Annotated in this window: 26 protein-coding genes; 14 read left to right on the top strand and 12 right to left on the bottom strand. The window is 74.2% G+C overall.

Translation table 11 applies throughout. The annotated features are described in order from the left end of the window. Window positions 1–22: 22 nt before the first annotated feature. A complete protein-coding gene (locus KHA85_RS03640; RefSeq protein WP_213184844.1) occupies window positions 23–1,006 on the bottom strand; it encodes an SGNH/GDSL hydrolase family protein in 984 nt (327 codons plus the stop codon). 77 nt (window positions 1,007–1,083) lie between these two features. Between KHA85_RS03640 and truA the strand changes: the two genes are divergently transcribed. Continuing rightward, window positions 1,084–1,971 (top strand): tRNA pseudouridine(38-40) synthase TruA, encoded by an 888-nt coding sequence (truA, locus tag KHA85_RS03635; RefSeq protein WP_213184843.1) that lies wholly within the window; start codon window positions 1,084–1,086, stop codon window positions 1,969–1,971. Between the two features lie 34 nt (window positions 1,972–2,005). On the opposite strand, the gene KHA85_RS03630 is transcribed toward truA, so the two are convergent. Both KHA85_RS03630 and KHA85_RS03625 read right to left on the bottom strand, forming a co-directional pair. After that, a complete protein-coding gene (locus tag KHA85_RS03630) occupies window positions 2,006–2,725 on the bottom strand; it encodes a CPBP family intramembrane glutamic endopeptidase (protein WP_243699613.1) in 720 nt (239 codons plus the stop codon). Next, window positions 2,722–3,822, bottom strand: a complete 1,101-nt coding sequence (locus KHA85_RS03625; protein ID WP_213184842.1) for an NAD(P)H-binding protein — start codon at window positions 3,820–3,822, stop codon at window positions 2,722–2,724. The genes KHA85_RS03630 and KHA85_RS03625 overlap by 4 nt, the downstream gene beginning before the upstream one ends. A gap of 167 nt (window positions 3,823–3,989) precedes the next feature. Here KHA85_RS03625 and KHA85_RS03620 point away from each other — a divergent pair, with 167 nt between their 5' ends. After that, window positions 3,990–5,075: a DUF695 domain-containing protein gene (locus tag KHA85_RS03620; RefSeq protein WP_213184841.1), complete on the top strand. Its 1,086-nt coding sequence runs from the start codon at window positions 3,990–3,992 to the stop codon at window positions 5,073–5,075. Here the strand turns inward: KHA85_RS03620 and KHA85_RS03615 are convergent. After that, the gene (locus tag KHA85_RS03615; RefSeq protein ID WP_213184840.1) at window positions 5,029–6,660 is read right to left on the bottom strand and encodes a type VII secretion protein EccE; all 1,632 of its coding nucleotides are present in this window, start codon (window positions 6,658–6,660) and stop codon (window positions 5,029–5,031) included. The genes KHA85_RS03620 and KHA85_RS03615 overlap by 47 nt on opposite strands. Window positions 6,661–6,810: 150 nt before the next feature. On the opposite strand from KHA85_RS03615, the gene eccB reads away from it, so the two are divergent. Beyond that, window positions 6,811–8,265 (top strand): type VII secretion protein EccB, encoded by a 1,455-nt coding sequence (gene eccB, locus KHA85_RS03610; protein WP_213184839.1) that lies wholly within the window; start codon window positions 6,811–6,813, stop codon window positions 8,263–8,265. A gap of 65 nt (window positions 8,266–8,330) precedes the next feature. On the opposite strand, the gene mycP is transcribed toward eccB, so the two are convergent. Further along, complete coding sequence (gene mycP / locus KHA85_RS03605; protein WP_213184838.1) at window positions 8,331–9,728, bottom strand: type VII secretion-associated serine protease mycosin; 1,398 nt, start codon at window positions 9,726–9,728, stop codon at window positions 8,331–8,333. Continuing rightward, complete coding sequence (gene eccD, locus KHA85_RS03600) at window positions 9,725–11,245, bottom strand: type VII secretion integral membrane protein EccD (protein ID WP_213184837.1); 1,521 nt, start codon at window positions 11,243–11,245, stop codon at window positions 9,725–9,727. The genes mycP and eccD overlap by 4 nt, the downstream gene beginning before the upstream one ends. A gap of 190 nt (window positions 11,246–11,435) precedes the next feature. On the opposite strand from eccD, the gene eccCa reads away from it, so the two are divergent. From eccCa to KHA85_RS03570, 6 genes are all read left to right on the top strand, one after another. Then, complete coding sequence (gene eccCa, locus KHA85_RS03595) at window positions 11,436–15,509, top strand: type VII secretion protein EccCa (protein WP_213184836.1); 4,074 nt, start codon at window positions 11,436–11,438, stop codon at window positions 15,507–15,509. Continuing rightward, a complete protein-coding gene (locus KHA85_RS03590) occupies window positions 15,506–16,351 on the top strand; it encodes a hypothetical protein (RefSeq protein ID WP_213184835.1) in 846 nt (281 codons plus the stop codon). Before eccCa ends, KHA85_RS03590 begins: the two co-directional genes overlap by 4 nt. 112 nt (window positions 16,352–16,463) lie before the next feature. Beyond that, complete coding sequence (locus KHA85_RS03585) at window positions 16,464–16,784, top strand: WXG100 family type VII secretion target (protein ID WP_007628508.1); 321 nt, start codon at window positions 16,464–16,466, stop codon at window positions 16,782–16,784. Between the two features lie 33 nt (window positions 16,785–16,817). Then, the gene (locus KHA85_RS03580) at window positions 16,818–17,111 is read left to right on the top strand and encodes a WXG100 family type VII secretion target (protein ID WP_007628507.1); all 294 of its coding nucleotides are present in this window, start codon (window positions 16,818–16,820) and stop codon (window positions 17,109–17,111) included. Window positions 17,112–17,278: 167 nt separating this feature from the next. Next, a complete protein-coding gene (locus KHA85_RS03575; RefSeq protein ID WP_213184834.1) occupies window positions 17,279–18,637 on the top strand; it encodes an NAD-dependent succinate-semialdehyde dehydrogenase in 1,359 nt (452 codons plus the stop codon). A 49-nt stretch (window positions 18,638–18,686) separates the two neighbouring features. Beyond that, on the top strand, window positions 18,687–19,559 hold the full coding sequence (locus tag KHA85_RS03570) for a sulfurtransferase (protein WP_213184833.1): 873 nt from the start codon (window positions 18,687–18,689) through the stop codon (window positions 19,557–19,559). Window positions 19,560–19,662: 103 nt separating this feature from the next. On the opposite strand, the gene KHA85_RS03565 is transcribed toward KHA85_RS03570, so the two are convergent. Beyond that, the gene (locus tag KHA85_RS03565) at window positions 19,663–20,493 is read right to left on the bottom strand and encodes an HpcH/HpaI aldolase/citrate lyase family protein (RefSeq protein WP_213184832.1); all 831 of its coding nucleotides are present in this window, start codon (window positions 20,491–20,493) and stop codon (window positions 19,663–19,665) included. A gap of 96 nt (window positions 20,494–20,589) precedes the next feature. After that, window positions 20,590–20,985 carry a VOC family protein gene (locus KHA85_RS03560; RefSeq protein WP_213184831.1) on the bottom strand — a complete coding sequence of 132 codons (396 nt, stop codon included), beginning with the start codon at window positions 20,983–20,985 and terminating at the stop codon, window positions 20,590–20,592. A 131-nt stretch (window positions 20,986–21,116) separates the two neighbouring features. On the opposite strand from KHA85_RS03560, the gene KHA85_RS03555 reads away from it, so the two are divergent. Together KHA85_RS03555 and KHA85_RS03550 are read left to right on the top strand one after the other, a co-directional pair. Continuing rightward, window positions 21,117–22,229, top strand: a complete 1,113-nt coding sequence (locus KHA85_RS03555; protein ID WP_213184830.1) for an ATP-binding cassette domain-containing protein — start codon at window positions 21,117–21,119, stop codon at window positions 22,227–22,229. Beyond that, complete coding sequence (locus KHA85_RS03550) at window positions 22,226–23,092, top strand: ABC transporter permease (RefSeq protein WP_063971904.1); 867 nt, start codon at window positions 22,226–22,228, stop codon at window positions 23,090–23,092. The genes KHA85_RS03555 and KHA85_RS03550 overlap by 4 nt, the downstream gene beginning before the upstream one ends. Here KHA85_RS03550 and KHA85_RS03545 read toward each other — a convergent pair. The 4 genes from KHA85_RS03545 to mftR form a co-directional block, all read right to left on the bottom strand. Next, window positions 23,012–23,422 carry a transcriptional regulator gene (locus KHA85_RS03545; RefSeq protein ID WP_213184829.1) on the bottom strand — a complete coding sequence of 137 codons (411 nt, stop codon included), beginning with the start codon at window positions 23,420–23,422 and terminating at the stop codon, window positions 23,012–23,014. The two genes, KHA85_RS03550 and KHA85_RS03545, sit on opposite strands and share 81 nt — an antisense overlap. After that, window positions 23,419–23,916, bottom strand: a complete 498-nt coding sequence (locus tag KHA85_RS03540; RefSeq protein WP_213184828.1) for a hypothetical protein — start codon at window positions 23,914–23,916, stop codon at window positions 23,419–23,421. Before KHA85_RS03540 ends, KHA85_RS03545 begins: the two co-directional genes overlap by 4 nt. Before the next feature lie 60 nt (window positions 23,917–23,976). Continuing rightward, window positions 23,977–24,483 (bottom strand): hotdog fold domain-containing protein, encoded by a 507-nt coding sequence (locus tag KHA85_RS03535; protein ID WP_063971906.1) that lies wholly within the window; start codon window positions 24,481–24,483, stop codon window positions 23,977–23,979. A 64-nt stretch (window positions 24,484–24,547) separates the two neighbouring features. After that, the gene (mftR, locus tag KHA85_RS03530) at window positions 24,548–25,144 is read right to left on the bottom strand and encodes a mycofactocin system transcriptional regulator MftR (protein ID WP_231888781.1); all 597 of its coding nucleotides are present in this window, start codon (window positions 25,142–25,144) and stop codon (window positions 24,548–24,550) included. Between the two features lie 112 nt (window positions 25,145–25,256). Here mftR and mftA point away from each other — a divergent pair, with 112 nt between their 5' ends. Genes mftA through mftC form a run of 3 tightly spaced genes read left to right on the top strand, consistent with a single transcriptional unit; the run spans window position 25,257 to window position 26,927 of the window. Continuing rightward, the gene (gene mftA, locus KHA85_RS03525; RefSeq protein ID WP_063971908.1) at window positions 25,257–25,343 is read left to right on the top strand and encodes a mycofactocin precursor MftA; all 87 of its coding nucleotides are present in this window, start codon (window positions 25,257–25,259) and stop codon (window positions 25,341–25,343) included. Between the two features lies 1 nt (window position 25,344). Beyond that, entirely contained in the window at window positions 25,345–25,671 is a 327-nt protein-coding gene (gene mftB, locus KHA85_RS03520; protein ID WP_063971909.1) for a mycofactocin biosynthesis chaperone MftB, read from the top strand. Next, window positions 25,668–26,927, top strand: a complete 1,260-nt coding sequence (gene mftC, locus KHA85_RS03515; RefSeq protein ID WP_213184827.1) for a mycofactocin radical SAM maturase — start codon at window positions 25,668–25,670, stop codon at window positions 26,925–26,927. Before mftB ends, mftC begins: the two co-directional genes overlap by 4 nt. Window positions 26,928–26,937: the final 10 nt, after the last annotated feature.

Here is a 26,937-nt window from a genome sequence, read left to right as displayed (position 1 = left end):
CCCTCGTCGTACGCGCCGCCGGTCAGAGCACGTTCGCGACCGCCTCGGCCATCGCCCGGTGCCCGGCCGCCGTGGGGTGCATCGGGTGCGAGGCGGTCTCGATGCCGGTGAAGTCGGTGTAGCGCTCCGCCACCGGCGCGCAGGCGTGGCGGCTCGCGGCGTCGTCGGGCAGGACCGCCTCGGCGCCGGCGCGGTCCGCCGCGTCCACGACGACCCGGTTGATCCGCTCGGTGACGGACCGGGTCCAGTCCACGTCACCCGGACTCATCCGCGCCACGAAGTCGCAGCCGCCGCGCTCGGGAACCAGCGGGAGGTACGCGGTCGCGACGATCCGCGCGTCGGGCGAGCGCTCCCGGATGCCGGCGTACACGGCGTCCAGCCGACCCGGCAGCCCGTCCAACGCGTCCGAGGTGGCCCCGTCCAGCCGCTCGCGGCAGGGCGCCCCGTCGGCGACGCGGGGCGCCCGGACCACGCAGCCCACGATGTCGCCGAACCCGATGTCGTTGCCGCCGATCGACAACGTCACCAGGTCCGTGTCGGCGGTGAGGGCGTCGAACTGCGGCGGGGTGTCGGGGATCTGTGATGTGGTCATGTCGACCGTCCGCGCGCCGCCGCAGGTGGCGTCGACGAACTCGCCCGGGTCGATGTCGGCGGCGAGGAGTGACGGGTAGTTACGGGTGGAGCGCAGGCACGCCTCCGGCCCGCTGGTGGGGGCGTCGGTCGGCCCCAGGGCGGCGAACGAGTCGCCGAGCGCCACGTACCGGGTCACGGCGGTGTCGGACGGTCCCGCGCTGTCGGCGGGTGCGGGAGGGGACGCGACGGGCGGGGCCTCGTCGTCGTCGCCCCCGGAACAGGCCCCCAGCGCGAGGGCGACGGTCACGCCGACGGCGAGCAGCGCGGCGTGGTGTGGCCGGCCGCGCGCGGCGCGGCGAGGGGGAGGGACCGACGGGCCGGACCCCGGCGCCGGTCGGGACGGGGACGACGGTGAGGACGGCGACGACGACATGGGCCCATCGTGCCGGACCGGGCGGCGGCGGGCTGGTGTGGCGGGCGCGCGCCGGCGTGGTCTAGCGTCTGTAGGCCGTGAGCACCCGCCGGATCCGCCTCGACGTCGCCTACGACGGCACCGACTTCTCCGGGTGGGCACGCCAGCCCGGCCTGCGGACGGTGTGCGGAGTGCTCGAGGCTGAACTCTCCACGGTCCTGCGCCACCCCGTCGTGCTGACCGTCGCCGGACGGACCGACGCCGGGGTGCACGCCCGCGCGCAGGTCTGCCACCTCGACGTGGACCCGGCGTGGCTCGACCAGCGCTCGCTGGACGGACGCCCCCAGGCGCTGGTCCGCAGGCTCGCACGGCTGTTGCCCGCGGACATCGCGGTGATGGACGCCAGGTGGGTGCCCGACGAGTTCGACGCCCGCTTCTCCGCCCTGCGCCGGCACTACGAGTACCGCCTCACCACGGCGCCGTGGGGCGCCGAGCCCACCCGCGCCCGCGACACGGCGGCGTGGACCCGCACCGCGGATCTCGAGGCGGTGCGCGCGGCCTCGGAGCGGCTGCTCGGCCTGCACGACTTCGCCGCGTTCTGCCGCCGCCGCGAGGGCGCCACCACCATCCGGGAGCTGCAGTGCTTCGAGTGGCGGACCGAGCCCGACCCGCGCGGCCCGGACGCGCCCGGTGCGGCCGAGGTGTGGACGGCGTCGGTGAGCGCGGACGCGTTCTGCTGGTCGATGGTGCGCAGCCTCGTGGGCGCCGTGATGGCCGTGGGGGAGGGCCGGCGCAGCCTCGAGTGGATCAGCGGGCTGCTGGCCGAGACCGAGCGGTCCTCCGCGGTGCCCGTGGCGCCCGCGTGCGGGTTGTCGCTGATCGGGGTCGACTACCCGGCCGACGACGAGCTCGCCGCGCGCAACCTCGTCACGCGCGAGGTGCGGCCGGGCCCGGGCGGCGGCGCGGCGGGGTGCTGCGGGGGATAGCCGCACAGGGCGGCGCGGCGGGGTGCTGCAGGGGTCAGCCGCGCGCGGCGTCGAGGATCGGCCCGAGCGCGAACAGCATCACCATGGACCATGCGACGTGCGTGATCGCCGGCCCCAGGACGCCGCCGGTGGCGCGCCGCTGTAGCGCGGTCACGACACCCACGATGACGGCCGCGAGCACCAGCAGGGGGATTCCCGCGGTGGCCGTGACCGCGGCGTACACGACGGTGGTGGTGAGGACCGGCCGCACGCGTGAGGCCGCCGAGTACACCGCGCCGCGGTGGAAGCACTCCTCGGCGACCCCGTTCACCGCCGTGAGGACCGCGACGAGCGCGAGGTTCCCCACGGTCGCGTGGGCGAGGAGCGCGTCGACCGGGTCGCGGAGTGGTTCGATGCGCGCCACGACGAGGGCCCCCAGGCAGAACACCAGCGCGAGCGCGGCGGCCGTGAGTACCGAGGACAGCACCGGCCGGCGCGGGCGGTACGGCTCGCAGCCCACCCGGATCGGGCCCGAGGCGAACGCGCCGGTCAGCCACACCGCGGCGAGGAGCGCGGTGGCGGGGTAGAAGAGGGCGTCCCCGGCGGGGATCCGGAGCGCCCACGCGCCCACCGCCGCGCCGACGACGAGGGTGACGACGACGACGAGGACGCGCCGCCGGGACGGGTGCGACGGCGCGGTGTCCATGTCACCGGTCCGCAGCGCCCGCAGGTACCGACCGGTGGGCGTGTCCCGGTCCCGCTGTCCGGACGTCACGGCCGGGAGCGCGTGCGCCCGAGGGTGGGCGGGCGGACCCCGGCCCAGTCGGCGTCGGACGGCAGCAGGCGCGCGGGATCGCCGAGCGGATCCGCGCCCTCCCACAGGGGTGGCCGCGCCGGACCGTGCGGGACCCGGAGCGCCTCGCGGAGGGCGTCGCGGTAGGTCGTGCGCCCGCCCGGCGGGGGCCCGAGCACCTCGTCGGCGTCGTCGACGCCCACCACGGCCTCGCAGCGGAGCGACTCGACCAGCGGCCCGGCGAGGCCGCGGTCGAGCGGGGTGACCAGGCCCATCCACAGTGCCGACAGTTCGGGGGTGAGCACGGGCACCGGGACCATGAGGCGACGACGCAGACCGGCCTCCTCGGCGAAGACCTGCATCATGTCGCCGTAGGTGAGCACGTCGGGTGCGCCCACGTCGATCGCGCGGCCGCCCGCGAGGTCGCCCTCGAGCGGGCACGCGGTGGCGGCGGAGAGGTAGTGGGCCACGTCGCGCACGGCGATCGGCTGGATGCGGTTGTGCACCCACCTGGGTGTGACCATCGCCGGGAGCCGGGTGGTGAGGTGCCGGATCATCTCGAACGACGCCGATCCCGACCCGATCACCACCCCGGCCCGGATCACGAGCGCGGGCACGGACGAGGCGAGCATGATGTCCGCGACCTCGGCGCGCGAGCGCAGGTGCGGGGACAGGTCGTCGTCGTCCTCGGGGTGCAGCCCGGACAGGTGCACGATGCGCTCGACGCCCGCCTCCTCGGCGGCGCGGACGAACGCCTCGGTGGTCTCGCGCTCCTCGCGGGCGAAGTCCTCCGAGTCGCCCATCGAGTGCACGAGGTGGCACGCCACGTCCACCTCCCGCAGCGTCGCGAGCAGCGCGTCGGTGTCCCCGAGCCCGCCGGCGTGGACGGTCACCTCGTCCCGCCACGGCACGTCGTCGAGTCTGGCGGGGGTGCGCGCGAGCACGGAGACCTCGGCGCCGTCCGCGAGGAGCCGGGGCACGAGACGCGATCCGATGTATCCGGTCGCGCCGATCACGAGCACTCGCCGGCCGTGCGGCGCTCCGGAGGACAGCCCGGCCAGGTCCTGGGAGGAGGTCATGGTCCCGACCCTGCCACCGTCGCCGTCCCGCCGCACCCGCACCCGCACCCGCACCACGATCAGCCTTCTGACCTGTCCGGGTGTGTCGGCGCGGGCGCGATCGGCGGGTTATCCGGATACTGGGGAGGGACAGGCACTCACGGACCGCGGCCACGGGAGGAGAACACATGGCGATTCGCGCGGCTCGACCTCGGCAGCTATCGCGATCGCTGGACTTCTCCGGCGTGCGCATCGAGACGGCCCGCCTGCGATCGGACCGGGCCATCACCACCTTCTGGCGCTGGTGGTCCGCCGACGGCAGGCGCCGGGCCACCGCGGCGATCGACTCCGGCGACACCGGGCGGGTGGTCTCGGAGATCAGCTCGCTCATCGAGGCCATCGACCCGGGCCTGTCGTGGGAGTTCGTCCCGGGCTGCGAGGACGTGCCCCACCGGCTGACCGTGACCGCGGCGGGAGTACCCGAGCTGCGGGGCGCCGCCCGTCGGTGGCTGGCCGCGGCGCCGCGGGCCGACGAGACGTGGTCGTTCGCCGACTTGCGTGAGCCGGTCCGGGGCTGCGCGATGTACTTCCGCGATCACCGGCTGGGGTTCGACGACGCCGAGGTCGTGGTCGACCTGGGGCTGTCCCGGGCCGACGTCACCGTGCACCACCCCGCGTTCACCGCGCTGACCGGGGCCGACTCGTCGATCGCCGCCTACCTCCTGCTGGACGCCCTGTGCGGAGAGGAGCAGGTGGAGACGTGGGTCGGGCTCATCAGGGCCAACGCCACGGCGCCCGGCGTCGACGCGGTCCCGCTCGCCGACCTGCCCCGGATCCTGCGTGAGCTCGCCGCGGACAACACCGACGAGCTGGGCGAGCCGGCGTGGCAGATCCTCCACGGGGACACCGACCGGGGCCCGCTCGTGGCCGTGGTCCGTGTCCCGCTGGTCGCCCTGTCGGCGCCGGAGTTCGACCGCCACGTCGCCGTCCACGTGCCGTACACGGACGTCGAGGACGGGGGCCTGCCCGGACCGCGCTCGCTGCCCGGCCTGCGGAACCTCGAGGACCACCTCGTCGAGCGCCTCGAGGGCAACGGCGAGTGCGTCGGGGCGGAGAGCTGCGACGGCCGCCGCCTGCTGCACTTCTACGTCGACTCCACGACCCCCGCCCACGAGCAGCTGCGCGTGGCGGCGTCGGGCTGGGATCAGGGCGAGGTGACGGTGACCGTTACGGATGATCCGGGCTGGCGGAAGGTGCAGCACCTGCGGGTGTGAGCTCGCCCGGCACGGTGAGGGGGCCGACGAACGCCTCCTCGCCGGGACCGGCCACCACCGAGACGCGATGGGACTCGCCCGCGCGCGGCTCGACCGAGATCCACCCGTCGATCCGCCCGTCCAGGACTAGGTCCGGCGGGGCCGCGGTGTCCGGGTGCCGCTCGCCCCGCAGGTCCCAGTCGGCGTCGACGCGGATCACGGTGGGCGGGGTGACGTCCGGACCGCCCGGCCCGGCGAGGGCGTCGATGCGCCCCTCGGTCAACGGACCGTCGACGTCCCACATCACGGCGTCGACCGGTGCTCCCGCATCGGAGGCGTCGGGGTCGACGATCCGGTAGCGGGACTCGTCGCCGATCGCGGTCAGCGGCCGCCACCGGTCGGGGACGTCGGTGACCACGGCGACCCGGTACCCGGCCGCGACCGCGCGGAACGCGACCTGTCGACAGACCGCGGGTCGCGCGGCGAGCAGGACCGACCGCAGGTGCGGACCGGCCAGCTGGACCGCCGCCGCGCCCCCGGTGCGGGTCGCGCCGAGGATCTGCCCGCAGCCGTGCGCCGGCGGGGCGAGGGCGGCGAGGTCGTCCACACGTCGCCGGACCAGGGATCCGGCGACGGCCACGGGCATCTCCTCGCCGGGGACGGGCAGGACGCCCGCCGTAGGCAGCCGGTGGCAGGTGTCGGCGGTGGTCGGCAGGACCCGCTCGGCCATCGCCTCCGCGGCCACGCCGGTCAGCCCCACGGTGGTCACCACGTCCACCACGTCGTCGCGGCCCTCGACGCGCCGCAGGCGGAGCACCTCGGTGACGCGCGCGGCCCGCACGGTGGTGAGCCCGTCGATGACCGCTCGCGGGTCGGCGGACGGGCGCACCACCACCCCGACGCCCGGCCCCGGGTCGCCCTCGGCGTCCAGGTAGAGGCCGGCGAGTCCGGCCGCGTCGAGGACCCGGCACGGCACCCCGTGATGCACCAGCGACCGGCGCAACCGCTCGGTGGCCACCGTGACCACCTGCTCCAGCGAGCCGTCGGCCCGTCCGGCGGGCCCCAGCGCGAGCCGTGCGAGGTCGAACCGCAGCAGCAGGTGGACGCGCCGGTGCGAGATCAGCGCGAGCGGGCCGACGAGCGCGTCGTACACCTCGCCGTCGTCACCCGTCGCGGCGCGGCGACCGTCGACCACCACGTCGATCCCCTCGAGACGCACCCCGCCCTGCTCGAGCTGGCGTGCCACCACCGCCAGCGGGAGGCGGACGCCACGATGCGCGGCCGGGTCGTCGCGCCCCACCTCGGTGGTCACGAGCGCGCCGGCCGAAATCTCCACGGCGGTGGTCACCACGCGCTCGCCCTCCACGCATCCGACGGGGGAGCGGTCCGGGGCGACGAGGTCCACCACGTCGACGGGCCGCTGACGCGCGGTCCCCGGGCGAGCCAGCACCGGACGGCCGCCGCGGCGCGCGGTGATCACGGCGGCGACGAGCGCGACCGCCACGAACTGGGCCCACGGTTGCGCCTGCGGCGGGCAGACCGCGGTGAGAACGGCCGTCGCCACGAGCGCGGCGACCAGCCCGGCCAGGGTGGGAACCGCCGTCATCCACGCGCCCCCTTCACGCCTGTCGCGAGCTCTCGGGCGCGAGCGGACGGCGCCCCGGATGACCGGCCACGGGGGCCGGATCCTGGCGTACCCTACCCCCGGTGCCCCCGGCCGCGGGGGTCCCACATCCGTGGAAAGGGGGCCGCGCCGGTGCCGCTCAAGCCGACGACCAGGGCGCAGGTGGACGGCCACCGCTTCCTCGCCCGCCGGGCCCGCCACGCCGTGGTCTCCCGGGACGTCCGGATGCTGCACGATCCGCTCAGGCGCCAGTCGACGGGGCTGACGGTGGGCGTGGTCGCGGCGGTTCTCGGTGTGGCCGGCGCAGCGGTGTTGGCCCTGTTGGACCCCGCCCCGGACGTGGGCAGCACGACGATCATGGTCGGGCGGGACTCCGGGCAGATGTACGTGCGCGCCGGCCAGACGGTGCACCCGGTGCTCAACCTCGCGTCCGCGCGCCTCGTGCTGGGCGAGCCGGCGGAGCCGCGGACCGTGCGCGACGACGACATCGCCGGCACCCCGCGCGGCGGCCTGCTCGGCATCCCCGGGGCACCGTCGGCGTTACCCGGTCACCGGGACGCGGAGGCGGCGGCCGCCGTGTCGTGGACGGTGTGCGACGAGGTCGCCGACGCGGACCGCGGCCGCCCGCGCGTCACCGGCACCAGCATCGTCGCGCGGGAGGACGCGGACGCCGGGGCGGCGCCCGGTCGCGAGACGGGCCCGGACGAGATCGTGCTGGCGGACCAGGACGGCACCGGTTGGCTGCTCCGCGACGGCACCCGCGCGCGCATCGACCTCGAGGACGGCGATCTGCTGGAGATCCTCGGCCTCGGCGGGGTCGACCCGCGTCCGGTCACCGCGGCCCTGGTGGACCCGCTGCCGGAGGTGGACCCGGTGCGCCGGCCGGTGATCGAGATGGCGGGCGAGCCGGTCGACTACGGGCTCGACGGGCTGCGGATCGGCCAGGTGTTCACCGTGGAGACGGCCACGGGGACGCGGACCCATGTCGCGCTGGCCGACGGCGTGCAGGAGGTCGGACCGGTGCTCGCGGACGTGATCCGGTCCACCGCGACGGTGGGGGCGGTCGTCCAGGTGCCGCCGGACCGGATGGGTGTGCCGCGGTCGGTGGCGCTGGACGTGGAGGCCTTCCCCGGCGAGCGCCCGACGGTGCTGGAGACGTCCGCCTCGCCGGTACTGTGCGTGCGCGACGCGGGCGGGCCGGGCCCCGCCGCGCGCCAAGTGTCCCTGGTGGCGGGCGCGCCGGCTCCGGGCCCCGGGGAGGCCCGGGCGGTGGCCGGCGCCGACGGCGGGGGTCCGGCGGTCGACGCGGTGGGCGTGCCGGGCGGCGGGCTGCTCGTCGCGGCGACGGGGCGGGGCACGACGACGCGCACCGCGGTCACGACGATCGTGGCCGACACCGGGGTGCGGTTCGACGTCCCCGACGCGCCGACCGCGGCGGTGCTCGGCCTGGGTGGCGCGCCGGTGCCGGTGGACACCGCGATCCTCGACCGGCTCCCGGCCGGGCCGCGCCTGGACCGCGGGTCGGCGCTGGTCGCCCGGGACGGTTCGGAGCTGGAGCCGGTGGGTCAGGACGACGCGACGCGCTGACCCGGGCGCGTGGCGGGCGGTGGCCGGCGACGGGTGGCAGGTCCGCGACGGGCGGCGGGGTGCGGTCAGTCCGCGCGGCGCCTGGTGCCGCCCGGCCCGATGTCGCGGGACCCGAGCAGGGTGACGACGACGAGGGCGATCGCCCCCAGGGCCAGCGCGCCCGCCGCCACACCCGCGCCGGCGCCCGCACCAGGTGGGCCGGGCTCGGGCGGGGGAGCGGCGATCGTGGTGGTCGACGGGGCGGGCCGGCCGGCTCTGCGGACGCCGGTCACGGCGGCAACCGGGTCCACCACCCCGTGGCCGATCGCATGGTCGTGCCCGCCCGCGGCGGGGATCGCGGTGTCCTCGATCCGGGCGATCACCTGGCGCGCGGTGAGCCCGGGATGGGCCTGGCGGACGAGCGCGGCGGTGCCGGCGACGAACGGCGCGGCGAAGCTGGTGCCGCTGATCGGGGTGCGAGAGCCGTCGCCGGCCACGACGAAGTCGGACACGCCCGCGCCGTCGGCGCCCACGGACCGCAGCCCCACGGCGGGCGCGGCGACGTCCACCCACGGGCCGCGCAGCGAGAACTCCGCGGGGGCGCCGTCCGCGTCGACGCCCCCGACGGTGAGCACGTGGTCGTCGTACCAGGCGGGCGAGGCGATCGTGAGGACGTCGTCCCAGCCGTCGTCGCCCGGTACCGACGGGTCGGCCGCGGGCGGGTTCTGCTCGCCGCACGCCTCGCCGACGTTCCCGGCGGCGGCGACCACCACGACGTCGTGGTCGACGGCGGCGTAGCGGATCGCGCCGCCGAGGGTGGCGTCGGCGAGCACGGTGCCCGCGGGGACGCAGGCGACCTCGGAGATGTTGATGACCCCGGCACCGGCGTCGACGGCGGCCCGGATCGACCGGGCGAGGGTGGACAGGGTGCCGACCCCGGCGCCGACCGTCGGGCCGCCCGGGCCGGGGCTCTGGGCGCGGAGGACGCTGCTGGACTGGCGGATCGAGACGATCTCGACGCCGGGCGCGATGCCCGAGTGCCCGGTGGCGTCCTCGGTGGCCGCGAGCACGCCGGCCACGAGCGTGCCGTGGGCGTCACAGTCCTCCGTGCCGTCCCGGCCGGGCACCACGTCACCGGCCCCGCGGACCCGGGGCAGCCGCGGCCCGGGGTTGACCCCGGTGTCGATGACGGCCACGACCTGCCCCTCCCCGCGGCCGTGGATCCACGCGTCGGCGAGCTCGGCGGCGGTCGCGGAGGCGGGTGGGGCGGTCGGGTCGAGGACGGCGGCTGTGGTGCGGCACGGGCCGTCCAGGCGCAGCGGCCCGGACTCCAGCCCCGACCCCTCGGGGACCGGGCCGTCGATCGACGGGCGCTCCACCGCGGACGCGGCGGGCGTCCCGGCCGGGTTGGCGAGCAGCTGACCGGCCACCACCGCGGCCACAGCTGCCGTGGCCGCCGCCCGCCGGACGGCACGGACTGTCATCGCTGGCGGACGAGGGAGTAGACCTCCATGGCACCCACCGCGAGGGGGACGATCGCGCAGAGGGCGACGGCCTCGACCACGCCCACGGCCCGGAGTGCGCCGGGGGAGAGGTCGACATGCGGGAGGACCGACGCGGCCACGACGACCGCCGCGGCGACGGCCACCGCGGCCGGGACGACGACCCCCACCGGCGAGTCGACGGTCACGCCCGCGCCCACCAGGACGCCGGCGGTGAGCACGAGCGCCGAGACGAGCAGCACGGCCGTGTGGACCCGGTCGGCGTAGCCCAGCCCGCGGAGCACCAGCACGACGATGAGGACGAGCGCCATCGGAGCCGACCAGCGGGTGGTGTCGCCGTCGCCGGTCAGGGACGTCAGCGATCCGGCCGTGCAGACCGCGCCCGCCGCGGCCAGCAGGCCGGTGAGCCAGGACCGCGAGGTGAGGAACCGGTGCCGCAGCACGTCCGGCGTGGGCAGGGGGCCGCGGGCGCGACCGCGCACGTCGTGGTCGATGTCCTCGAGGTCGCCGGCCTCGACGTCCTCGCCCGGGGCGGGCACCGGCGGGATGGGGATGCGGGCGGCCCAGACGGCGATCCGCGGGGCCGCGGTGAGCAACAGGAGCCCGACGAGCACGGCGCCGGCGCCCACCGCGGGGGCCGGCGTGGGGGTCGTCGCCGCCACGAGCGCGCCGACAGCGCCCGTCGCGAGCGCCACACACGCCGCGAGGTACCCGGCGGCGGTGTCGTACCCGTGGGTCGGCCCCGGGCGGAAGACGGTCGATCGGAGCACCCCGGCGAGGACCGCCCCGGCCGTGAGTCCGCCCAGGAGGTGCCCGGCGCCGACGGGAGGGCCACCCACGGTGGTCCCCGCGAGCACCGTGAAGCCCACCGCACACGCACCCGCGACGGCGTCCGCGGACCCGGGGACGGGGGCGCGACGCAGGGCGAGGGCCGCGGTGAGGCCGAGCAGCGCGAGCAGAACCGACACCAGCGGGGTCGTGAGCCCGCCGTCGAGCCACCACTGCCGGGTCGCCGCCACCGCGGCGGCGACCGCCACGACAGCGGTCGCGGCGGTCGCGGTGGTGACCGCGTCGCGGCGGCCCCACGAGGCGGAGCGGGCCACGTCCGGCTCGGTCAGTCCCTGCAGGACGTCGTCGAACAGCGGGGCGGGCGTCGGCACCGGGCGGTGGTCCAGCACGAGGATCTCGCCGTCGTGGACGCGCTGCTGGGCGAGGGTCTCCGACACGGCCAGCGGGCCGCCGGCCAGTCGGGACAGCTGCCAGGACCCGCCGGTGCCGCCGCCCATCCGGGCGTCGACGTCCACCCCCGACGCCGGACCCGCGGCCGCGCGGATGTGGTCGCGGACGAGGTCCACGACCTCCGGGATCACCGCGACCAGCTCGAGGTGGGCGGGCAGGCTCAGGTCCACCCGGGTGGATCGGCACACCACCGACACCCGGCGCTGGTCCAGGGGTTCGACGCCCGCGGCGACGCCCCTGATCTCACTGTCCGCCGACATCCCGCCGACCTCCCGCTCGCTCCCGGTTGGTGCCCCCGCCAGAACGTGTACTGCCCTAACATCGCCACCCGATACGCCGATCATTGTCGGGGCGGAAGGGCGCTCGTGGGGGCCCCAACTCCCGGCGGCGCGCCGCGCGCCCGGCGGCAGTGGAGGAGACGATCGCTGGTGACGCACACGGGTGCCGCTGATGGGTGACGTCGTGTTCGCGCGCGCCGGGAAGCTCGACGCCCCGCCCACGCCCGGCGGCGAGATCGCGCTGCAGGCGCCGCCCGCCCTGCCGCGGCCGACGCCGCGTCCGCTCATCCAGATCGTCCTGCCCATCGTGTTGGTGGTGGCCGTGGGCGGGATGGTCGTGGTGATGATGCGCACGGGGATGATGCGCAACCCCATGTTCATGCTCTTCCCGGTGATGATGGCCGTCTCGGCGGTGGGCATGCTCGCCGGCACGCTGACCGGCGGGAACAAGACCGCCGAGACGGACGAACTGCGCAAGGACTACCTGCGCTACCTCGGCCAGACCCGGGACACCGTCCGTGAGACCGCGGCCGCGCAGCGGGCGGCCGCCCTGTGGCGCCACCCGGATCCCCTCGAGCTGCCCGCGCTCGTCGGTACGCCCCGCATGTGGGAGCGCGACGAGTCGGCCCCCGACGACCTCACCGTCCGCGTGGGCCCCGGCCGCCAGTCGCTCGCGACCCGGCTCGAGGCCCCGGACACCGGCCCCGTCGACGACCTGGAGCCGGTGTCGGTGGTGAGCATGCGACGCTTCGTCCGCGTGCACTCGGTGGTCGACGACCTGCCCGTCGCGCTGGAACTGCGCGCGTTCGCCGCCCTGTCCCTCGACGGCGACGTCGACCGCGTGCGCGCCGCCGTGCGCGCCATGATCGCCGGCCTCGTCGTGGCCCACGGTCCCGACCGGGTCCGCGTCGCGGTCGCCGCCAGCGAGGGCGACGCCCGCCGGGCCTGGGAGTGGCTCAAGTGGCTCCCGCACCACGAACACCCCGTCTACACCGACGGCGGCGGGCGGGTCCGGCTCACCGAGTTCTCGCTCGCCGGGGTCGAGTCGATGCTGGGGACCGACATCTCGGACCGTCCGGCCTTCTCACCGAGCGCGGCCGGTGTCCCGGGGCGGGCACACCTCGTCGTCGTCGTCGACGGGGTCGGCGTCACCGGCACCGAGCGTCTCCTGGCCGAGGACGGACTCGACGGCGTCACCGTGCTCGAGGTCTCCGGCAGCCGCGCGGGGCAGCTGCGCGACCTCGCGCTGCGCCGGGGCCTGTGCATCCGCGTCGGTGACGACCGCGTGGCGCGCGTCCGCACCGAGTCCGGCGAGGAGGAGGTCGCGCGGGTCGACGCGATGAGCCTGCCGGAGGCCGAGCGCCTGGCCATGGCGCTGTCGCGCTACCGGCCCGCCGACACGGTGACGCACGCCGACGGCTCCACCTCGACCCGCCGCGCGCCCGGCCTGCCCGACCTGCTGGGGATCGGCGTGGCCACCCAGGTCGACCCGGCGGTGGCGTGGCGGCGCCGCGGCGAGCGCGACCGGCTGCGCGTGCCCGTGGGGGTCAGCCCCGACGGCGCGCCCGTGGAGCTCGACCTCAAGGAGGCCGCGCACGGCGGCATGGGACCGCACGGGCTGTGCATCGGCGCGACTGGGTCCGGCAAGTCCGAGTTCCTGCGCACCCTCGTGCTGGGTCTGGTCGCCACCCACGACCCCGATTCGCTCAATCTCGTGCTGGTGGACTTCAAGGGCGGCGCCACGTTCCTCGGGCTGGAGCCGCTGGCGCACGTCGCCGCGGTCATCACCAACCTGCAGGCCGAGATCACCATGGTGGACCGCATGCGGGACGCCCTCGAGGGGGAGCTCACCCGGCGCCAGGAGGTGCTCCGCGCGGCCGGCAACTACTCGAACGTGGCGGAGTACGAGGCCGCCCGCGCCAAGGGCGCGCCGCTGGACCCGCTCCCCGCGCTGGTGATCGTGGTCGACGAGTTCTCCGAGCTGCTGTCCTCCAAGCCCGAGTTCGCCGAACTGTTCCTCACGATCGGACGGCTCGGGCGCTCCCTGCACATCCACCTGCTGCTCGCCTCCCAGCGCCTCGAGGAGGGGCGGCTGCGCGGACTGGACAGCCACCTGTCCTACCGGATCGCGCTCAAGACGTTCTCGGCCACCGAGTCCCGCACGGTTCTGGGCGTGACCGACGCCTACCACCTGCCCGCGACCCCGGGCGCCGGCTACCTCAAGGTGGACGCCGGCGACCCGGTGCGGTTCGACGCCGCCTATGTCTCCGGTCCGTACACCGAGGACCGACGCCTCGATGGTTCCACGGTGGCCACGGTCGCCGCCCGCGCGGCGGTGCGGCCGTTCACCGCCTGGTACATGCCGGTACCGACCCCACCGGTGGTGGTCGGAGGCGACGACGATGACGAGGACCTCGTTCCCGGCGACGCCGCGGACGCCGACGGCGCGGGGGAGTCGGCGAGCCTGCTCGACGTCCTGGTGGGCCGACTCGCCGGGCACGGCCGACCCGCGCACGAGGTGTGGCTGGCTCCGCTGGGGGAGGGCGCCCCGCTGGACTCGGCTGTGGGCACCGAACCGACGGGCGCCGAACCGCTGGGCACCGAACCGACGGGGACCGACCCGACGGGGACCTCGATCTCGGCCGCCCGGCCGGCCGGGCTGCGGTTCCCGCTCGCCGAGGTGGACCTGCCGTTCGAGCAGCGCCGCGACACCTGGTATGTGGACCTGTCCGGGGCCGACGGCAACGTCGCCGTCGTCGGCGGCACCCGCTCCGGCAAGTCGACGACACTGTGCACCCTCGTGCTGTCCGCGGCCGCGACCACCGAGCCCGACCGGCTGTCGGTGTACGTCGTGGACCTCGGCGGCGGACTGCTGCAGTCGGTCGCGGACCTGCCGCACGTGGGCGGGGTCGCCCGCCGCGGTGAGGAGGAGAGGATCCGGCGCACGATCGCCGAGGTGGACGCCGAGCGCCGCCGTCGCGAGACCGCCTTCCGCGAGGCGGGCATCACCTCCGTCGACCAGGCGCGCCGCCGCGTGGTCGAGCGGACCGGGCGCCCCGTGACGGAATACCCCGACGTCCTGCTGGTGCTCGACGGGTGGCAGGCCCTGCGCACCGAGTTCGAGGACCTCGAGGCCGTGGTCCTGGGGCTGGCCGCGGACGGGCTGTCCTACGGCATCCACGTGGTGCTGTCCGCCTCCCGCTGGGCGGACCTGCGGCCGGCGCTGCGCGACGCCCTGGGCACGAGGGTGGAGCTGCGGCTGGGCGATCCCACCGACTCCATGATCGACCGGCGCGCGGCGATGACGGTCCCGGCCGCCCCGGGGCGGGGACTCACCCGCGCCCGCGATCACATGCTCGTCTACCAGCCCCGGCTCGACGGTCGCGTCGACCCGGAGGGCATGGCCGACGCGACCGCCGAGGCCTCGCGTCACCTCGCCCGGCGGTGGCGCGCCCGCGTGGGTGACGTCGGTGCCGCCCCCGTCCGGATGCTGCCCGAGGTGCTGCCCTACGCGCAGGTCGCGAGCCTGGCCCGCCCCGACGCCGACGGTCGTCGCACCCGCGTCCCGCTCGGCGTGGACGAGGCCGATCTCACGGTGGTCTACGCCGACCTCGAGGGCGACCCCCTCATGCTGGTGCTGGGCGACTCGGAGTGCGGGAAGACCTCCCTCCTGCGGTCGCTGTCCCGGGGGCTGGTCGCGGGGAACACCCCCGAGCACACCAAGCTCATCGTGGTGGACTACCGGCGCACGATGCTCGGCGAGGTCACCGGGGACCACCTCGCGGGATACGCGCCCACCGAGACGGCCCTCGTCCCCATGGTCGGGCACCTGGCGCAGGTCCTCGAGGAGCGCATGCCCGGCGCCGACGTCACGGCCGAGGAGCTGCGCGCGCGGTCGTGGTGGAGCGGACCCAGGATCTACCTCCTCGTCGACGACCTCGACCTCGTCATCACGGGCGGGGGCAACCCGCTGCAGCCCCTGGCGCGCTTCCTGCCGCACGCTCGCGACATCGGCCTGTCGGTCGTCCTGGCCCGGCGCAGCGCCGGCGCCTCGCGCGCGCTCTTCGACCCCTTCGTGGCCCGGATTCGCGACCTGGGCGGCGCGGGATTCGTCATGTCCGGCAGCCGCGAGGAGGGACCGCTGCTCGGCGGCGTGCGACCCGGCCCGCTGCCGGCCGGGAGGGGACGGCTCATCACCCGTGACGGCGGCGTGCGGCTGGTCCAGACCGCCCTGTCCGAACCGTGACCGACTCGCGGGCGGCGACCCTGGCCGTCGACCTGTCCTGCTCGGGGTTGGCCGTCGCGGCGGCGTCCGCCTCGGCGGTGCTGTCCCCGGTGGTCGCCCCCGCCTCCGTCCTCGCCGGCCTCGACGGATCGGCGCTCCCGCCCGGTGGCGACCGCATCGAGTGCTCGGATCGGGCCGACGCGGCCGCCGCCCGCTTCCCGGCCCGGTGTCTCGCGGACCCCGTCGCCCACGCGCACCGCGACCGCGTGGATGTCGCCGGCCTCTCGGTGCCCGTCCCCGAGCTCCTCGCGGCCCCCGTGGCGCGCGCACTGCGCTGGGCCGGGACCGGGCCCGGCGACGGTTCCGGTGACGGTGACGGCGACGCCGCGGTGCTGGTGGTGCCCAGCGACTGGGGGACGAGCCGCACCACCCGGCTCGTGGCCGCCGCCCGGGGCGTGGGGGTCGCCGCCCGCGTGGTCCGCTCAGCCCTGGTCACGGCCGAGGCGCTCCCGTCGTCGTCGGCGCGCTGGGCGGTGTGCGTGGAAGTCTCCCGCACACGCACCACGGTCTCGCTCGTCGAACGCGCGCGCGGCGGACTGACCCTGGTCGACCGCGCCGTGGTGCAGCGCCGCGACCCGTTCCGCGACACGGCCGCCGACGACGAGGTGGCGCGCATCCTCGACGCGGTCACCGGCCTGCGGCGCCGGCGGCGCGAGGCGGCCACCGGGTCAGCGGAGGTCCTCGTGCGCGGCCGGGTCGCCGAGCGGGTCGTGGACGCGTGCGACCGGGCCCGCCTGCTGTCGTTCGTCGTACCCGAGGTCGCGCCGGTCGAGGCGGCGGCCCGGCTCTACGCCACCTCCTGACGACCCCGACGGAGATTTTCCCGATCCCGTGGAACCGAACGGCCTCGCGGCCGCGTCGAACACTGTGACGGACCCAGAAGGGGAGTCCGCAGCGACCACAGGGGAGGACGAGATGACCGGGTTCAACACCCACATCGGGACCATGGACACGGCGGCCAGGAGGGTCGACGACGTGAACCTCGAGATCGACCGGCTGCTCGGCACCGTGCGGGACTCGGTGTCCCAGCTCGGCGGCTCGGTGTGGCGCGGCGCCGCGCAGGCACGCTTCACCCAGATCATGACCGAGTGGCAGCAGCAGAGCGCCAAGCTCAACAACGCCCTCGCCGGGATCTCGGAGACGATGCGGACCAACAGCTCGTCGTTCGACGCCGCGGACCAGGACTCGGCCGCCCTCATCACCCGGGCCGGCGGCACCGGCCCGCTCAACCTCTGATCGCCGACACCACCACCACCGGAAGGGACCGTCATGACCTCTGGACAGATCACCTACAACCACGGCCCGATCGAGGCCCTCGTCGGCCAGGTCGCGCAGGCGTCCACCAACCTGCGCACCACTCTCGACGACCTCAAGGCCTACCTCGCCCCGCTGGTCGCAGAGTGGGAGGGCGACGCCGCGGTCGCCTACCAGGCGCACCAGAACGACTGGGACCAGGCCGCGGCAGCGCTGCAGGCGATGCTCGCCGAGATCTCCCGCGCCGCCGCCCAGGGCAACCAGGGCATGGCCGACGCGGATCGTCGTGCCGCCCAGGGCTGGGGCTGACCCACCGGCCCCGACACCCACGTCCGACCTCCTGCGACCCCGTCCCGCACCACTGCGGAGGCGGGGTCGGGGCGCACCGACCGGATGCACCGGTCCGACCCGCCGCCTACCGTCGCGGCACACGACCGGGCACCACCACCGGCCGCCGCGAGAAGAGGGAGGACCGCATGTACGTCACGCACGACCCGTCCACCGGTCGGACCGACCGCGAATACGAACAGATCCGCGACGTCGACGGCGTCCTGGACACGGTCACCGGGGGATTCGCCACCTGGCGCGCCACCGACCTGGCCGAGCGGGCCCGCATCCTGGTGGCGATCGCCGACGCCTTCGACGAGCACCGCGAAGAACTCGGTAAGGCGATCACCACCGAGATGGGCAAGCTGCCCGACCAGGCGCAGGGCGAGGTGGAGCTCGCGGCGTCGATCTACCGCTGGTACGGCGAGCACGGTCCCGCCGTCCTGGAGCCCGAGTCGCTGGACGTGCCCGAGGCGCGTCTCAACCGGGTCACCTACGAGCCCGTCGGGCCGCTGGTGGGGATCATGCCGTGGAACTACCCCTACTACCAGGTCGCCCGGTTCGCCGCGCCCAATCTGCTGCTCGGCAACACCGTCGTGCTCAAGCACGCCAGCATCTGTGCCCGGTCGTCCGCGGCCATCGAGAAGGTGCAGCGCGCGGCGGGCCTACCCGAGGACGTCTTCGTCAACGTCTACGCCTCCAGCGACACGGTCGCCGAGATGATCGCCGACCCCCGGATCAAGGGCGTCTCCCTCACCGGGAGCGAGGGAGCCGGCGCCGCGGTGGCCACGGTGGCCGCGGAGAACCTCAAGCCCAGCGTGCTGGAACTCGGCGGGTCCGACCCGCTCATCATCCTCGACGCGGACGACCTCGACGAGCTCACCGAGACCGTGGGACGGGCACGGCTGTCGAACTGCGGGCAGGCGTGCAACTCGCCCAAGCGGATCTTCGTTCCGTCGCAGCTCGAGGACGACTTCCTCGGTCGGCTGAAGAATCTCTACGAGGAGCTGACCGTCGGGCCCGCCGCCGACGAGGGCACGGAGCTCGGGCCGCTTTCGTCCGAGGACGCCCGCGACGGCGTCGTCGAGCAGGTCGAGACGGCCGTGCGGCAGGGCGCGACGCTCGTCACGGGCGGCGCGGCGATCGACCGGCCCGGCGCGTTCATGCAGCCCACCATCCTCACCGGTATCACCGAGGAGATGGACGCCTACCGCGAGGAGATCTTCGGCCCCGTCGCGATGGTGTACACCTACGACTCCGTCGACGAGGCCGTGCGCATCGCGAACGACACCCACTTCGGGCTGTCCGGATCCGTGTGGGGGACAGACACCGAGCGCGCCTCCGAGGTGGCGGAGCGTCTCGAGGTGGGCATGGCCTACGTCAACGAGCACGGCACCACCATGCCGGGGCTACCGTTCGGCGGCGTGAAGCGCTCCGGGTACGGGCGTGAGTTGGGCCGATGGGGCCTGACCGAGTTCGCCAACGTGCGGCTCCAGCGCGTCAGCTGAACAGATCTGTCTATCCTTGAAAGGGCGTACCCCATCGAAAGGACGAGACATGACGACTCCGCTCACCGTGAGCCCCGGGTGGCTGCGCGAGCACCTGGGTGACGCCGACCTCGTCGTCGTCGACGCCACCACCCACCTGACCGCCGACGCGGACGGTACCCCGCGCCCGGTCTCGGGCCTCGAGACGTACCGGCCCGAGCACATCCCCGGTGCCCTGTTCGCCGACCTGCTTGGCGACTTCGCGGACCCGTCCAGCCCCCTGCCCGCCACCGCGCCGGATCACGAGCGTTTCGCGGCCGCCGCGAGCGGGCTCGGCATCGGGGACGGCGCGACCGTGGTGGTCTACGACCAGCATGAGGGGTTCTGGGCCACCCGGTTCTGGTGGCACCTGCGCTTCGAGGGCTTCGACGACGTCGCGGTCCTCGACGGCGGCCTACCGGCGTGGAAGGCCGCGGGCTACGAGGTCACCGACGAGATCGCGGTGCCGACGCCGCGCACCTTCACGGGCGTCCGTCGGCCGGAGCTGATCCGGTCCACCGAGGACGTGGCCGCGGCCCTCGACGACGAGAACACGATCCTCGTCAACGTCCTCGACGAGGCCACGTACCGCGGCGACGTCGCCTCGTACGGGCGTCCCGGCCACATCCCCGGCAGCATCAACCTGCCGGTGGCCCGCCTCCGGAACCCTGAGACCGGCACGCTGCGTCCGCTCGAGGAACTGCGTGCCGAGTTCGAGGCCGCCGGGCTGCTGGACGAGGACCGCACGGTCGTCACCTACTGCGGCGGTGGCATCGCGGCCACCGGAGTCGCCCACGCGCTGGCGCTGACCGGCCGCGAGGACGTGGCGGTGTACGACGGTTCGATGACCGCGTGGGCCGGCGATCCCGCCCTGCCGCTGGTCACCGGCGACTCACCCCGCTGACCGTACCGACCAGCTGAACGACCCGGAGCGACGACAGGGCCCCGACCGCATCGCGGCCGGGGCCCTGTCACGTCCGCGACGAGCCAGGTACCCGAGGCTTCCGTCAGCGCGCGACGGCGTACGCCTGCGCGAGCCGGGCGATCTTCTGCGCGCGGGCCAGGCGCGGCAGGTCCGACCCGTCGCGGCAGCGCTCGCCGCCGTTACCGAGTTCGTCGATGACCGACTCGGCCCACGAGACGTCCGCGGCGGAGGGGGAGAGGACCTCGTTGATGTACGGCGCCTGGTCGACCCGGAGACACAGCTTGCCGGTCATGCCCATCTCGACGGCGTGCTCCGCCGCGTCCATGAGCACGCGGGTGTCGTTGGAGATGGTCGGCCCGTCGATCGGTGGGGCCACGCGCGCGATCCGGCTGGCCACGACGAACTGCGAACGCGTGTAGGCCAGGGCGATCTGGGAGGACCCGATGCCGGTGTCGCGCCGGTAGTCCCCGACGCCGAACGCCAGGCGCACCACCTGGTCGGTCTTGGCGATCTCCGCCGCCTGTGCCAGGCCGTCCGCGGACTCGACCAGGGCGACGATCGGGGTGCCCTCGGCCATGCGGGACGCGGTGAGGGCGACGTGTTCGGCGTTCTCGGTCTTGGCCAGCATCACGCCGTCCAGCCCGGGGCAGTGACCCAGCGCCATGAGGTCCTTCTCCCACTCCGGGGAACGGACGTCGTTGATGCGGATCCACGCGTGGTTGCCCGCCTCGAGCCACTGGCGCACCTCGCGGCGCGAGCGCTCCTTCTCGGACTGCCGCACCCCGTCCTCCACGTCGAGGACGACCACGTCCATCTCGGAATTCACGGCGTCGTCGAAACGCTCGGACTTGTCCGCGGGCAGCAGGAGCCACGAACGGGCGATGGTCGGTGGGATGGTCGACTGGGGGCTCACGGGTACTGGTCATCCTTTGGTCTGGGGCATCGGAAGGCGCTGGCGGCCTCCCACGATACGTCGCGGAAGACGGGCGCGGCCCCGCGGAACCGGGACTCAGAGGTCCGGGGCGGTGGCGAGCTGGACGAGGTTGCCGCAGGTGTCGTCGAGGATCATCGTCCACACCGGACCCATCTCGGTGGGCGGCTGCACGATCCGCGCGCCCCGCTCCTGCAGCTCGGTGTGTACCCGGTGGATGTCGTCCACCTCGAACTGCGCGGCGGGGATCCCGTCGGCGTGCAACGCCGTGACGTAGGCCCGGGCGGCGGGGTGCTGGTCGGGCTCGAGCAGCAGCTGGGTGCCGTTCGGGTCGCCCGGGTCGACCACCGTGAGCCAGCGGAACTCGCCTGCGGGAAGGTCGTGCTTGAGGACGAACCCCAGGACCTCGGTGTAAAAGCTCAGCGCACGCGACTGGTCGTCGACGTGGACGGAGGTGATGGCGATGCGGGGCATGGCACGACGGTAGGCCGCTCGGGGTCCGCCGGCATCCGATCCGGTGCCGCGGGCCGCATTGCTGACAGGATCTGTCCGCACAGCGCGGCGGGACTGTTGACTACATCACGGGTGCGGGCCACCCTTTGAGGGTGAGTACCCGATCCACGTCCGCACCGGCGATCGAGGCCGAACACCTCGTCAAGCGATTCGGCGACTTCACCGCCGTCGACGACATCTCGTTCACCGTCCCCACCGGGACGGTCCTCGGACTGCTCGGTCCGAACGGTTCCGGCAAGACCACCACGATCCGGATGATGACCACCCTGAGCCCGCCGACCTCGGGGACCGCCCGGGTGGCCGGCCACGACGTCGTCTCCGAACCCGCACTGGTGCGCAAGAAGATGGGGCTGACGGCCCAGTCGGCCACGGTGGACGAGCTGCTCACCGGGCGGGAGAACCTCCGGCTGATCGGTGACCTGTACGGGCTGCCGAAGAAGGCGGTGAAGGCGCGGGCGGACGAACTGCTCGAGAAGTTCTCGCTCACCGAGGCGGCGACCCGCGTCGCCAAGAGTTACTCCGGCGGGATGCGGCGACGCCTCGACCTGGCGGCCAGTCTCGTGGCGGCCCCGCCGGTGCTGTTCCTCGACGAGCCGACCACCGGGCTGGACCCTCGGTCGCGCAACGAACTGTGGGACGTGCTGCGCGGACTGGTCCGTGACGGCACCACGCTGCTGCTCACCACCCAGTACCTCGACGAGGCCGATCAGCTCGCCGACCGGGTGATCGTGATCGACCACGGACGTGTCATCGCCGAGGGCACGCCGCTGCAGCTCAAGGACCGGTCGGGGGCGGCCAGCCTCGTGATCACGGTGTCGCGTCCGGAGGACGTCGACGAGGCCGCGCGGGTGTTGACGACCCGTATCGCCGACTTCCACGTCGACCGCGACGCGCGCCGCCTCACCGCGCCGTCGGAGGGGGTGTCCGCGCTCGCGGGGATCGCCGCGGCGTTCACGGAGGCCGGGATCGAGCTCGACGACATCGGCCTGCAGCGCCCGAGCCTGGACGACGTCTTCCTCTCGCTGACCGGGCGGAAGGCGGAGGACCCCCGACTCGAGTCCGCCGCGGACGGGGCCGCCGAGTCCGAGACCGACAGGCCCGAGACCGACAGACCCGAGCCCGCCCGATCCGAGAGCGCCAGAACCGAGACCACCAGAACCGAGACCGCCGGTCTCGGCACCACCGAGGAGGAGCACCGGGTATGAGCACCGTCGCGGACCCCGCCGTGGGGACCACCAGCGCGGACGGCTTCGTCGTCCCTGCCCGCCCGGACGGCCCCTCGTTCGGCCGGCAGGTCTCGGCGCTGGTACGCCGCAATCTGTTCCACATCCGGCGGCAGCCGGAGAACCTGGCGGACGTCACCATCCAGCCGGTGATGTTCGTGCTGCTGTTCGCGTACGTCTTCGGCGGCGCGATCGCCGTGGCGGGCGGGGTGAACTACCGCGAGTGGCTGCTGCCGGGGATCATGGCGCAGACCATGGCGTTCTCGTCGTTCGTCGTGGCGTCGGGGCTGTGCAACGACCTCAACAAGGGCATCATCGACCGATTCCGGTCGCTGCCCATCCAGCGGGCGTCCATCCTCATCGCGCGGAGCGCGTCGAGCCTCATCCACTCCTCGATCGGGGTGGTGGTGATGTCGTTGACCGGGTTGATCGTGGGGTGGCGGATCCGTTCGAACCTCCTCGACGCCCTGCTGGGCTACGTCGTGCTGGTCGGGTTCGGGTTCGTCATGATCTGGATCGGGATCGTCGTGGGGTCGCGGCTGAAGACGATCGAGGCGGTCAACGGGGTCATGTTCACGACCACGTTCCCCATCACCTTCCTGGCCAACACGTTCGCCCCGCCGGAGTCGATGCCGGACTGGCTCCGGGTCTTCGCGGAGTGGAACCCGCTGTCGTCGGTGGTGCAGGCGATGCGCCAGCTGTGGGGCAACGCCCCGGCCGTGGGGCCGGAGGCGGCGCTGCCGCTGCAGTACCCGCTGCTCTCGTCACTGCTGTGGATCGTCGGCCTGACCGTGCTCATCGCTCCGATCGCGATCCGGGCCTTCGACGCCCGTACGCGGGACTGACGCGCTCCGGGCGAGCGGCTCGCCCTCCGCGGCGGCGGCGAGTTCGCGCAGTGCCTCGAGGTGACCGGCGAAGGCCTTGCGTCCGGCGCGGGTGAGGGCCAGCCACGTGCGTGCGCGCCCGGTGGGGGCGGCGGCTTTGGAGGTGGTGGCGTAGCCGGCGTCGGTGAGGACCTTGAACTGCTTGGACAGGACCGAGTCGGCGACGCCGAGTTCGTCCCGGATGGTGCCGAACTCCATCGACTCGACGGGGGCGAGCAGGGCGCAGATCCGCAGCCGGTGGGGGGCGTGGATGATGTCGTCGAACCGGGCGGCGGCGCGCCTGGCCGTCATCGACGCGCCTTCGGGAGGGCGGCGGCGCCGGTGCGGATCTCCTCACGCATCGCGCTGTCGACTCGGCGGCCCAGGACGATCGTGGCGACCAGGGCGACGGCGGCGAGCAGGACGGCCAGCCAGACGGGGAGCGCCCGGCCCGAGGCGGTGGGGATGAGTGAGGACCCGGTCACCACCAGCACGATCACCGCGTAGGCGAACCACCACCTGCGGGAGGTGGGACCGAGGTTGCGCATGTCGACCCACAGGCCGGTGGTGCGCTGGTAGGCCCCGACCAGCAGGCCGATGCCGATCGCCCCGCCCAGGGAGACCACGAGGCGGACGATGTTGTGGAGGTCCAGAGCGGCCACCAGCATGATCGCGGCGAGGATCGCCCCGAGGGCGGGGTGGTACCACCACGGGGTGATGAGCCGGTCGGCCACGGAGCGGCGGGCCGAGTCGACGTCGGCGAGGGCGGCGGCGGGGTCGTACGGGGACGACGCGTTGTTTTCCATAACGGAAACGATAGGAGTTACTTTCCGTTTCCGCAAGGGAAAATCAAGACTGGTGCCCGGTCACGCCTTCTTCTTGGGCGAGACCCGGATCGTGATGCTGCCGACCACGGGCTCGACCCCCGCGTCGTCGACGAACCGCAGCGGGACCTCGACGTCCTGCCCGGTGGTCATCGACGCAAAGTCGGGCAGTTCCGTCCATTCGGCGGTGACGGTCATCCCGCCGGTCGACTTCGCGGGGTAGCGCACGTTCATGCCCACGGGGATCCAGCGGTGGGTCGCGGGCACGGTGGCCTCGGCGAGCATGCCCATCGCCATCTCCGCGAGGTTGCACGCGGCGATCACGTGGAAGGTGCCGATGTGGTTGCGGTTGCCCCACCATCCCGGCCCGCGCACGACGCAGCGTCCGGGTCGGAGCTCGGTGACGTGCGGGTGGGCGGTGCGGAAGTACGGGGCCTTGAGGCTCACCGCCGCGCTGAACAGGCGTGACCCGAACGGCAGGCGGGTGGTGGTCTTCCACAGGCGGTAGGTGGAGGTGTCGGCGGCGGGGCTGGGCGAGGTATCGGTCACGACGACGAGGTTACCCGTCGGTAAGTTGTCCCGCGGCCACCGGGGCGCGCGAGTGCCCACCTCGTCAGGCCAGTATCTGCGTCCCGCGGCGCAGGAGCTCGTGGAGGCGATCCTGATCCGCCCCGGGCTCGGCCACCCACAGGCGGTAGGCGGACAGCGCTATCCCGAGAGCAGCGTGCGCGGTGGCGGCGGGCACGAGGTCGTCCACCGTCTCGCCCCGCCGGTCAGCGACGAACCCGGCCACGGCCCGCCGCCAGTCGGCGTACACGAGCGTCGAGTGGGCCTGGAGTTCGTCCACGCTTAGGAGGAGGCGCATCCGGAGACGGTGGACCTCGGTCTGCGACGGTGGGAACGTGTTGAACGCGATGAGTGCGTCCGCCAGCGCGTCGCGCAGCGGCGTGTCCTCCGGGACGCCGGCCAGGTACCCCAGCATGAGCTGGATCTGCTCGTCGAACTCGCCCCACGCTATGGCGGCCTTGCCGGGGAAGTAGCGGAACAGGGTGCGCCGCGAGATGTGGGCGGCCTCGGCGATCTGATCGACGCTGGTCGCCTCGTAACCCTGGCGCGCGAACAGGTCGAGGGCCACGTCGACGATCGACGCGCGGGTGGTCGACGGGCGACGTCCTGGCGTCCGTCCTGAGGTCATTCCCGTCGTTCCCATGACACGAGAGCCTAGATCAGTGATCCTTGTCACTGGCACCAAGTGCCAATATGATTCGGGTCTCACCACGCCCGTGGTGGGGTTCCCGTAGTTCCGGAGGGAGGGACGCGAGATGGACAACGCGCAGAACACCGAGGTCGTGCTGGAGGAGGCCCTCATCGAGGAGGTCTCGATCGACGGCATGTGCGGGGTCTACTGAGATGACCTCCGCGGCAGCGCCGGCCGGCGCCGGGCAGACGGCCGCCCCGGCGGCATTCGATCTCGACGCCGGCTGGCGCCTGCACCCCGGGGTGGCGCTTCGGCCCGAACCGTTCGGGGCCCTGCTCTACCACTTCCACACCCGCAAGCTCAGCTTTCTCAAGTCGCCGACCATCGTCGAGGTGGTCCGCACGCTCGCGGAGCATCCCACCGCCCGCGCCGCGTGCGCGGCAGCGGGGGTGCCGATCGACGACCCGGGCACGGCCCGGCTGTACCTGCACGCGCTCGGCCAGCTCGCCGCCTCGCGCATGATCGAGGAGACCTCATGACCAGCACGCTCGACCGCCCGGCCACGTCCGGCGCAGCGCCCACCACCGCGGCGCCGGCTCCTGTCGGCCGACTCGTGGACCAGTTCGAGCGCGGGCTCGACGCGCCGATCTGCCTGACCTGGGAGCTCACCTACGCCTGCAACCTCTCGTGCGTGCACTGCCTGAGCTCCTCGGGCAAGCGCGATCCGCGGGAGCTGAGCACCGAGCAGTGCAAGGCGATCATCGACGAGCTGCAGAAGATGCAGGTCTTCTACGTCAACATCGGCGGCGGCGAGCCCACGGTCCGCTCGGACTTCTGGGAGCTCGTCGACTACGCCACCAGCCACCAGGTGGGCGTGAAGTTCTCCACCAACGGCGTGCGGATCGACGAGAAGGCCGCCCGGCGCCTGGCGGCGAGTGACTACGTCGACGTGCAGATCTCCCTCGACGGCGCGACCGCCGAGGTCAACGACGCGGTCCGCGGCCCGGGCTCGTTCGACATGGCCGTGCGGGCGCTGCAGAACCTCAAGGACGCCGGCTTCACCGACGCCAAGATCTCGGTAGTGGTCACGCGCGAGAACGTCACCCAGCTCGACGAGTTCAAGGCGCTCGCCGACCGCTACGACGCCACCCTGCGCATCACGCGACTGCGTCCGTCCGGTCGCGGCGCCGACGTGTGGGACGACCTGCACCCGCTGCCCGAGCAGCAGAAGGACCTCTACGACTGGCTGGTCGCGCACGGCGAGAACGTGCTCACCGGCGACAGCTTCTTCCACCTGTCCGCGTTCGGCGACGGCCAGGGTTCGCTGCCGGGTCTCAACCTGTGCGGCGCCGGCCGCGTGGTGTGCCTGATCGACCCGATCGGGGACGTCTACGCGTGCCCGTTCGCCATCCACGACAACTTCCTCGCCGGCAACGTCGTCGCCGACGGCGGGTTCGAGTCGGTGTGGCAGACCTCGGAGCTGTTCAGCGAGCTGCGCGAGCCCCAGTCCGCGGGCGCGTGCGGGTCCTGCGGGTTCTACGACAGCTGCCGCGGCGGCTGCATGGCCGCGAAGTTCTTCACCGGCCTGCCGATGGACGGCCCGGACCCCGAGTGCATCCAGGGCCACGGGGAGGGCCTGCTCGCCGCCGAGCGCGCCATCCCGGCGCCGTCGCAGGACCACTCGCGCACCAAGGGGCTGGCGGCGCGCAAGCAGCCCGCCGGCCCGGTGCCGCTCACGCTCATCACCACCCCGCCGCGCCGGCCCACCAGCCTGTGCGACGAGTCCCCGATCTGACCGCGCGTCC

This window comes from Dietzia massiliensis (assembly GCF_018390595.1).
Taxonomy (GTDB): Bacteria; Actinomycetota; Actinomycetes; order Mycobacteriales; family Mycobacteriaceae; genus Dietzia; species Dietzia massiliensis.
Note: the sequence above shows the minus strand (reverse complement) of the source record. Positions and strands in the feature narration are given on the sequence as shown.

What these genes read in the sequence shown, in the direction of transcription:
- KHA85_RS03640 (WP_213184844.1), bottom strand. Translation starts at nt 1,006, where the DNA reads ATGTCGTCGTCGCCGTCCTCACCGTCGTCCCCGTCCCGACCGGCGCCG.
- KHA85_RS03625 (WP_213184842.1), bottom strand. Translation starts at nt 3,822, where the DNA reads ATGACCTCCTCCCAGGACCTGGCCGGGCTGTCCTCCGGAGCGCCGCAC.
- KHA85_RS03620 (WP_213184841.1), top strand. Translation starts at nt 3,990, where the DNA reads ATGGCGATTCGCGCGGCTCGACCTCGGCAGCTATCGCGATCGCTGGAC.
- KHA85_RS03615 (WP_213184840.1), bottom strand. Translation starts at nt 6,660, where the DNA reads ATGACGGCGGTTCCCACCCTGGCCGGGCTGGTCGCCGCGCTCGTGGCG.
- mycP (WP_213184838.1), bottom strand. Translation starts at nt 9,728, where the DNA reads ATGACAGTCCGTGCCGTCCGGCGGGCGGCGGCCACGGCAGCTGTGGCC.
- eccD (WP_213184837.1), bottom strand. Translation starts at nt 11,245, where the DNA reads ATGTCGGCGGACAGTGAGATCAGGGGCGTCGCCGCGGGCGTCGAACCC.
- eccCa (WP_213184836.1), top strand. Translation starts at nt 11,436, where the DNA reads ATGGGTGACGTCGTGTTCGCGCGCGCCGGGAAGCTCGACGCCCCGCCC.
- KHA85_RS03585 (WP_007628508.1), top strand. Translation starts at nt 16,464, where the DNA reads ATGACCGGGTTCAACACCCACATCGGGACCATGGACACGGCGGCCAGG.
- KHA85_RS03580 (WP_007628507.1), top strand. Translation starts at nt 16,818, where the DNA reads ATGACCTCTGGACAGATCACCTACAACCACGGCCCGATCGAGGCCCTC.
- KHA85_RS03575 (WP_213184834.1), top strand. Translation starts at nt 17,279, where the DNA reads ATGTACGTCACGCACGACCCGTCCACCGGTCGGACCGACCGCGAATAC.
- KHA85_RS03570 (WP_213184833.1), top strand. Translation starts at nt 18,687, where the DNA reads ATGACGACTCCGCTCACCGTGAGCCCCGGGTGGCTGCGCGAGCACCTG.
- KHA85_RS03560 (WP_213184831.1), bottom strand. Translation starts at nt 20,985, where the DNA reads ATGCCCCGCATCGCCATCACCTCCGTCCACGTCGACGACCAGTCGCGT.
- KHA85_RS03550 (WP_063971904.1), top strand. Translation starts at nt 22,226, where the DNA reads ATGAGCACCGTCGCGGACCCCGCCGTGGGGACCACCAGCGCGGACGGC.
- KHA85_RS03545 (WP_213184829.1), bottom strand. Translation starts at nt 23,422, where the DNA reads ATGACGGCCAGGCGCGCCGCCGCCCGGTTCGACGACATCATCCACGCC.
- KHA85_RS03540 (WP_213184828.1), bottom strand. Translation starts at nt 23,916, where the DNA reads ATGGAAAACAACGCGTCGTCCCCGTACGACCCCGCCGCCGCCCTCGCC.
- mftR (WP_231888781.1), bottom strand. Translation starts at nt 25,144, where the DNA reads ATGGGAACGACGGGAATGACCTCAGGACGGACGCCAGGACGTCGCCCG.
- mftA (WP_063971908.1), top strand. Translation starts at nt 25,257, where the DNA reads ATGGACAACGCGCAGAACACCGAGGTCGTGCTGGAGGAGGCCCTCATC.
- mftB (WP_063971909.1), top strand. Translation starts at nt 25,345, where the DNA reads ATGACCTCCGCGGCAGCGCCGGCCGGCGCCGGGCAGACGGCCGCCCCG.
- mftC (WP_213184827.1), top strand. Translation starts at nt 25,668, where the DNA reads ATGACCAGCACGCTCGACCGCCCGGCCACGTCCGGCGCAGCGCCCACC.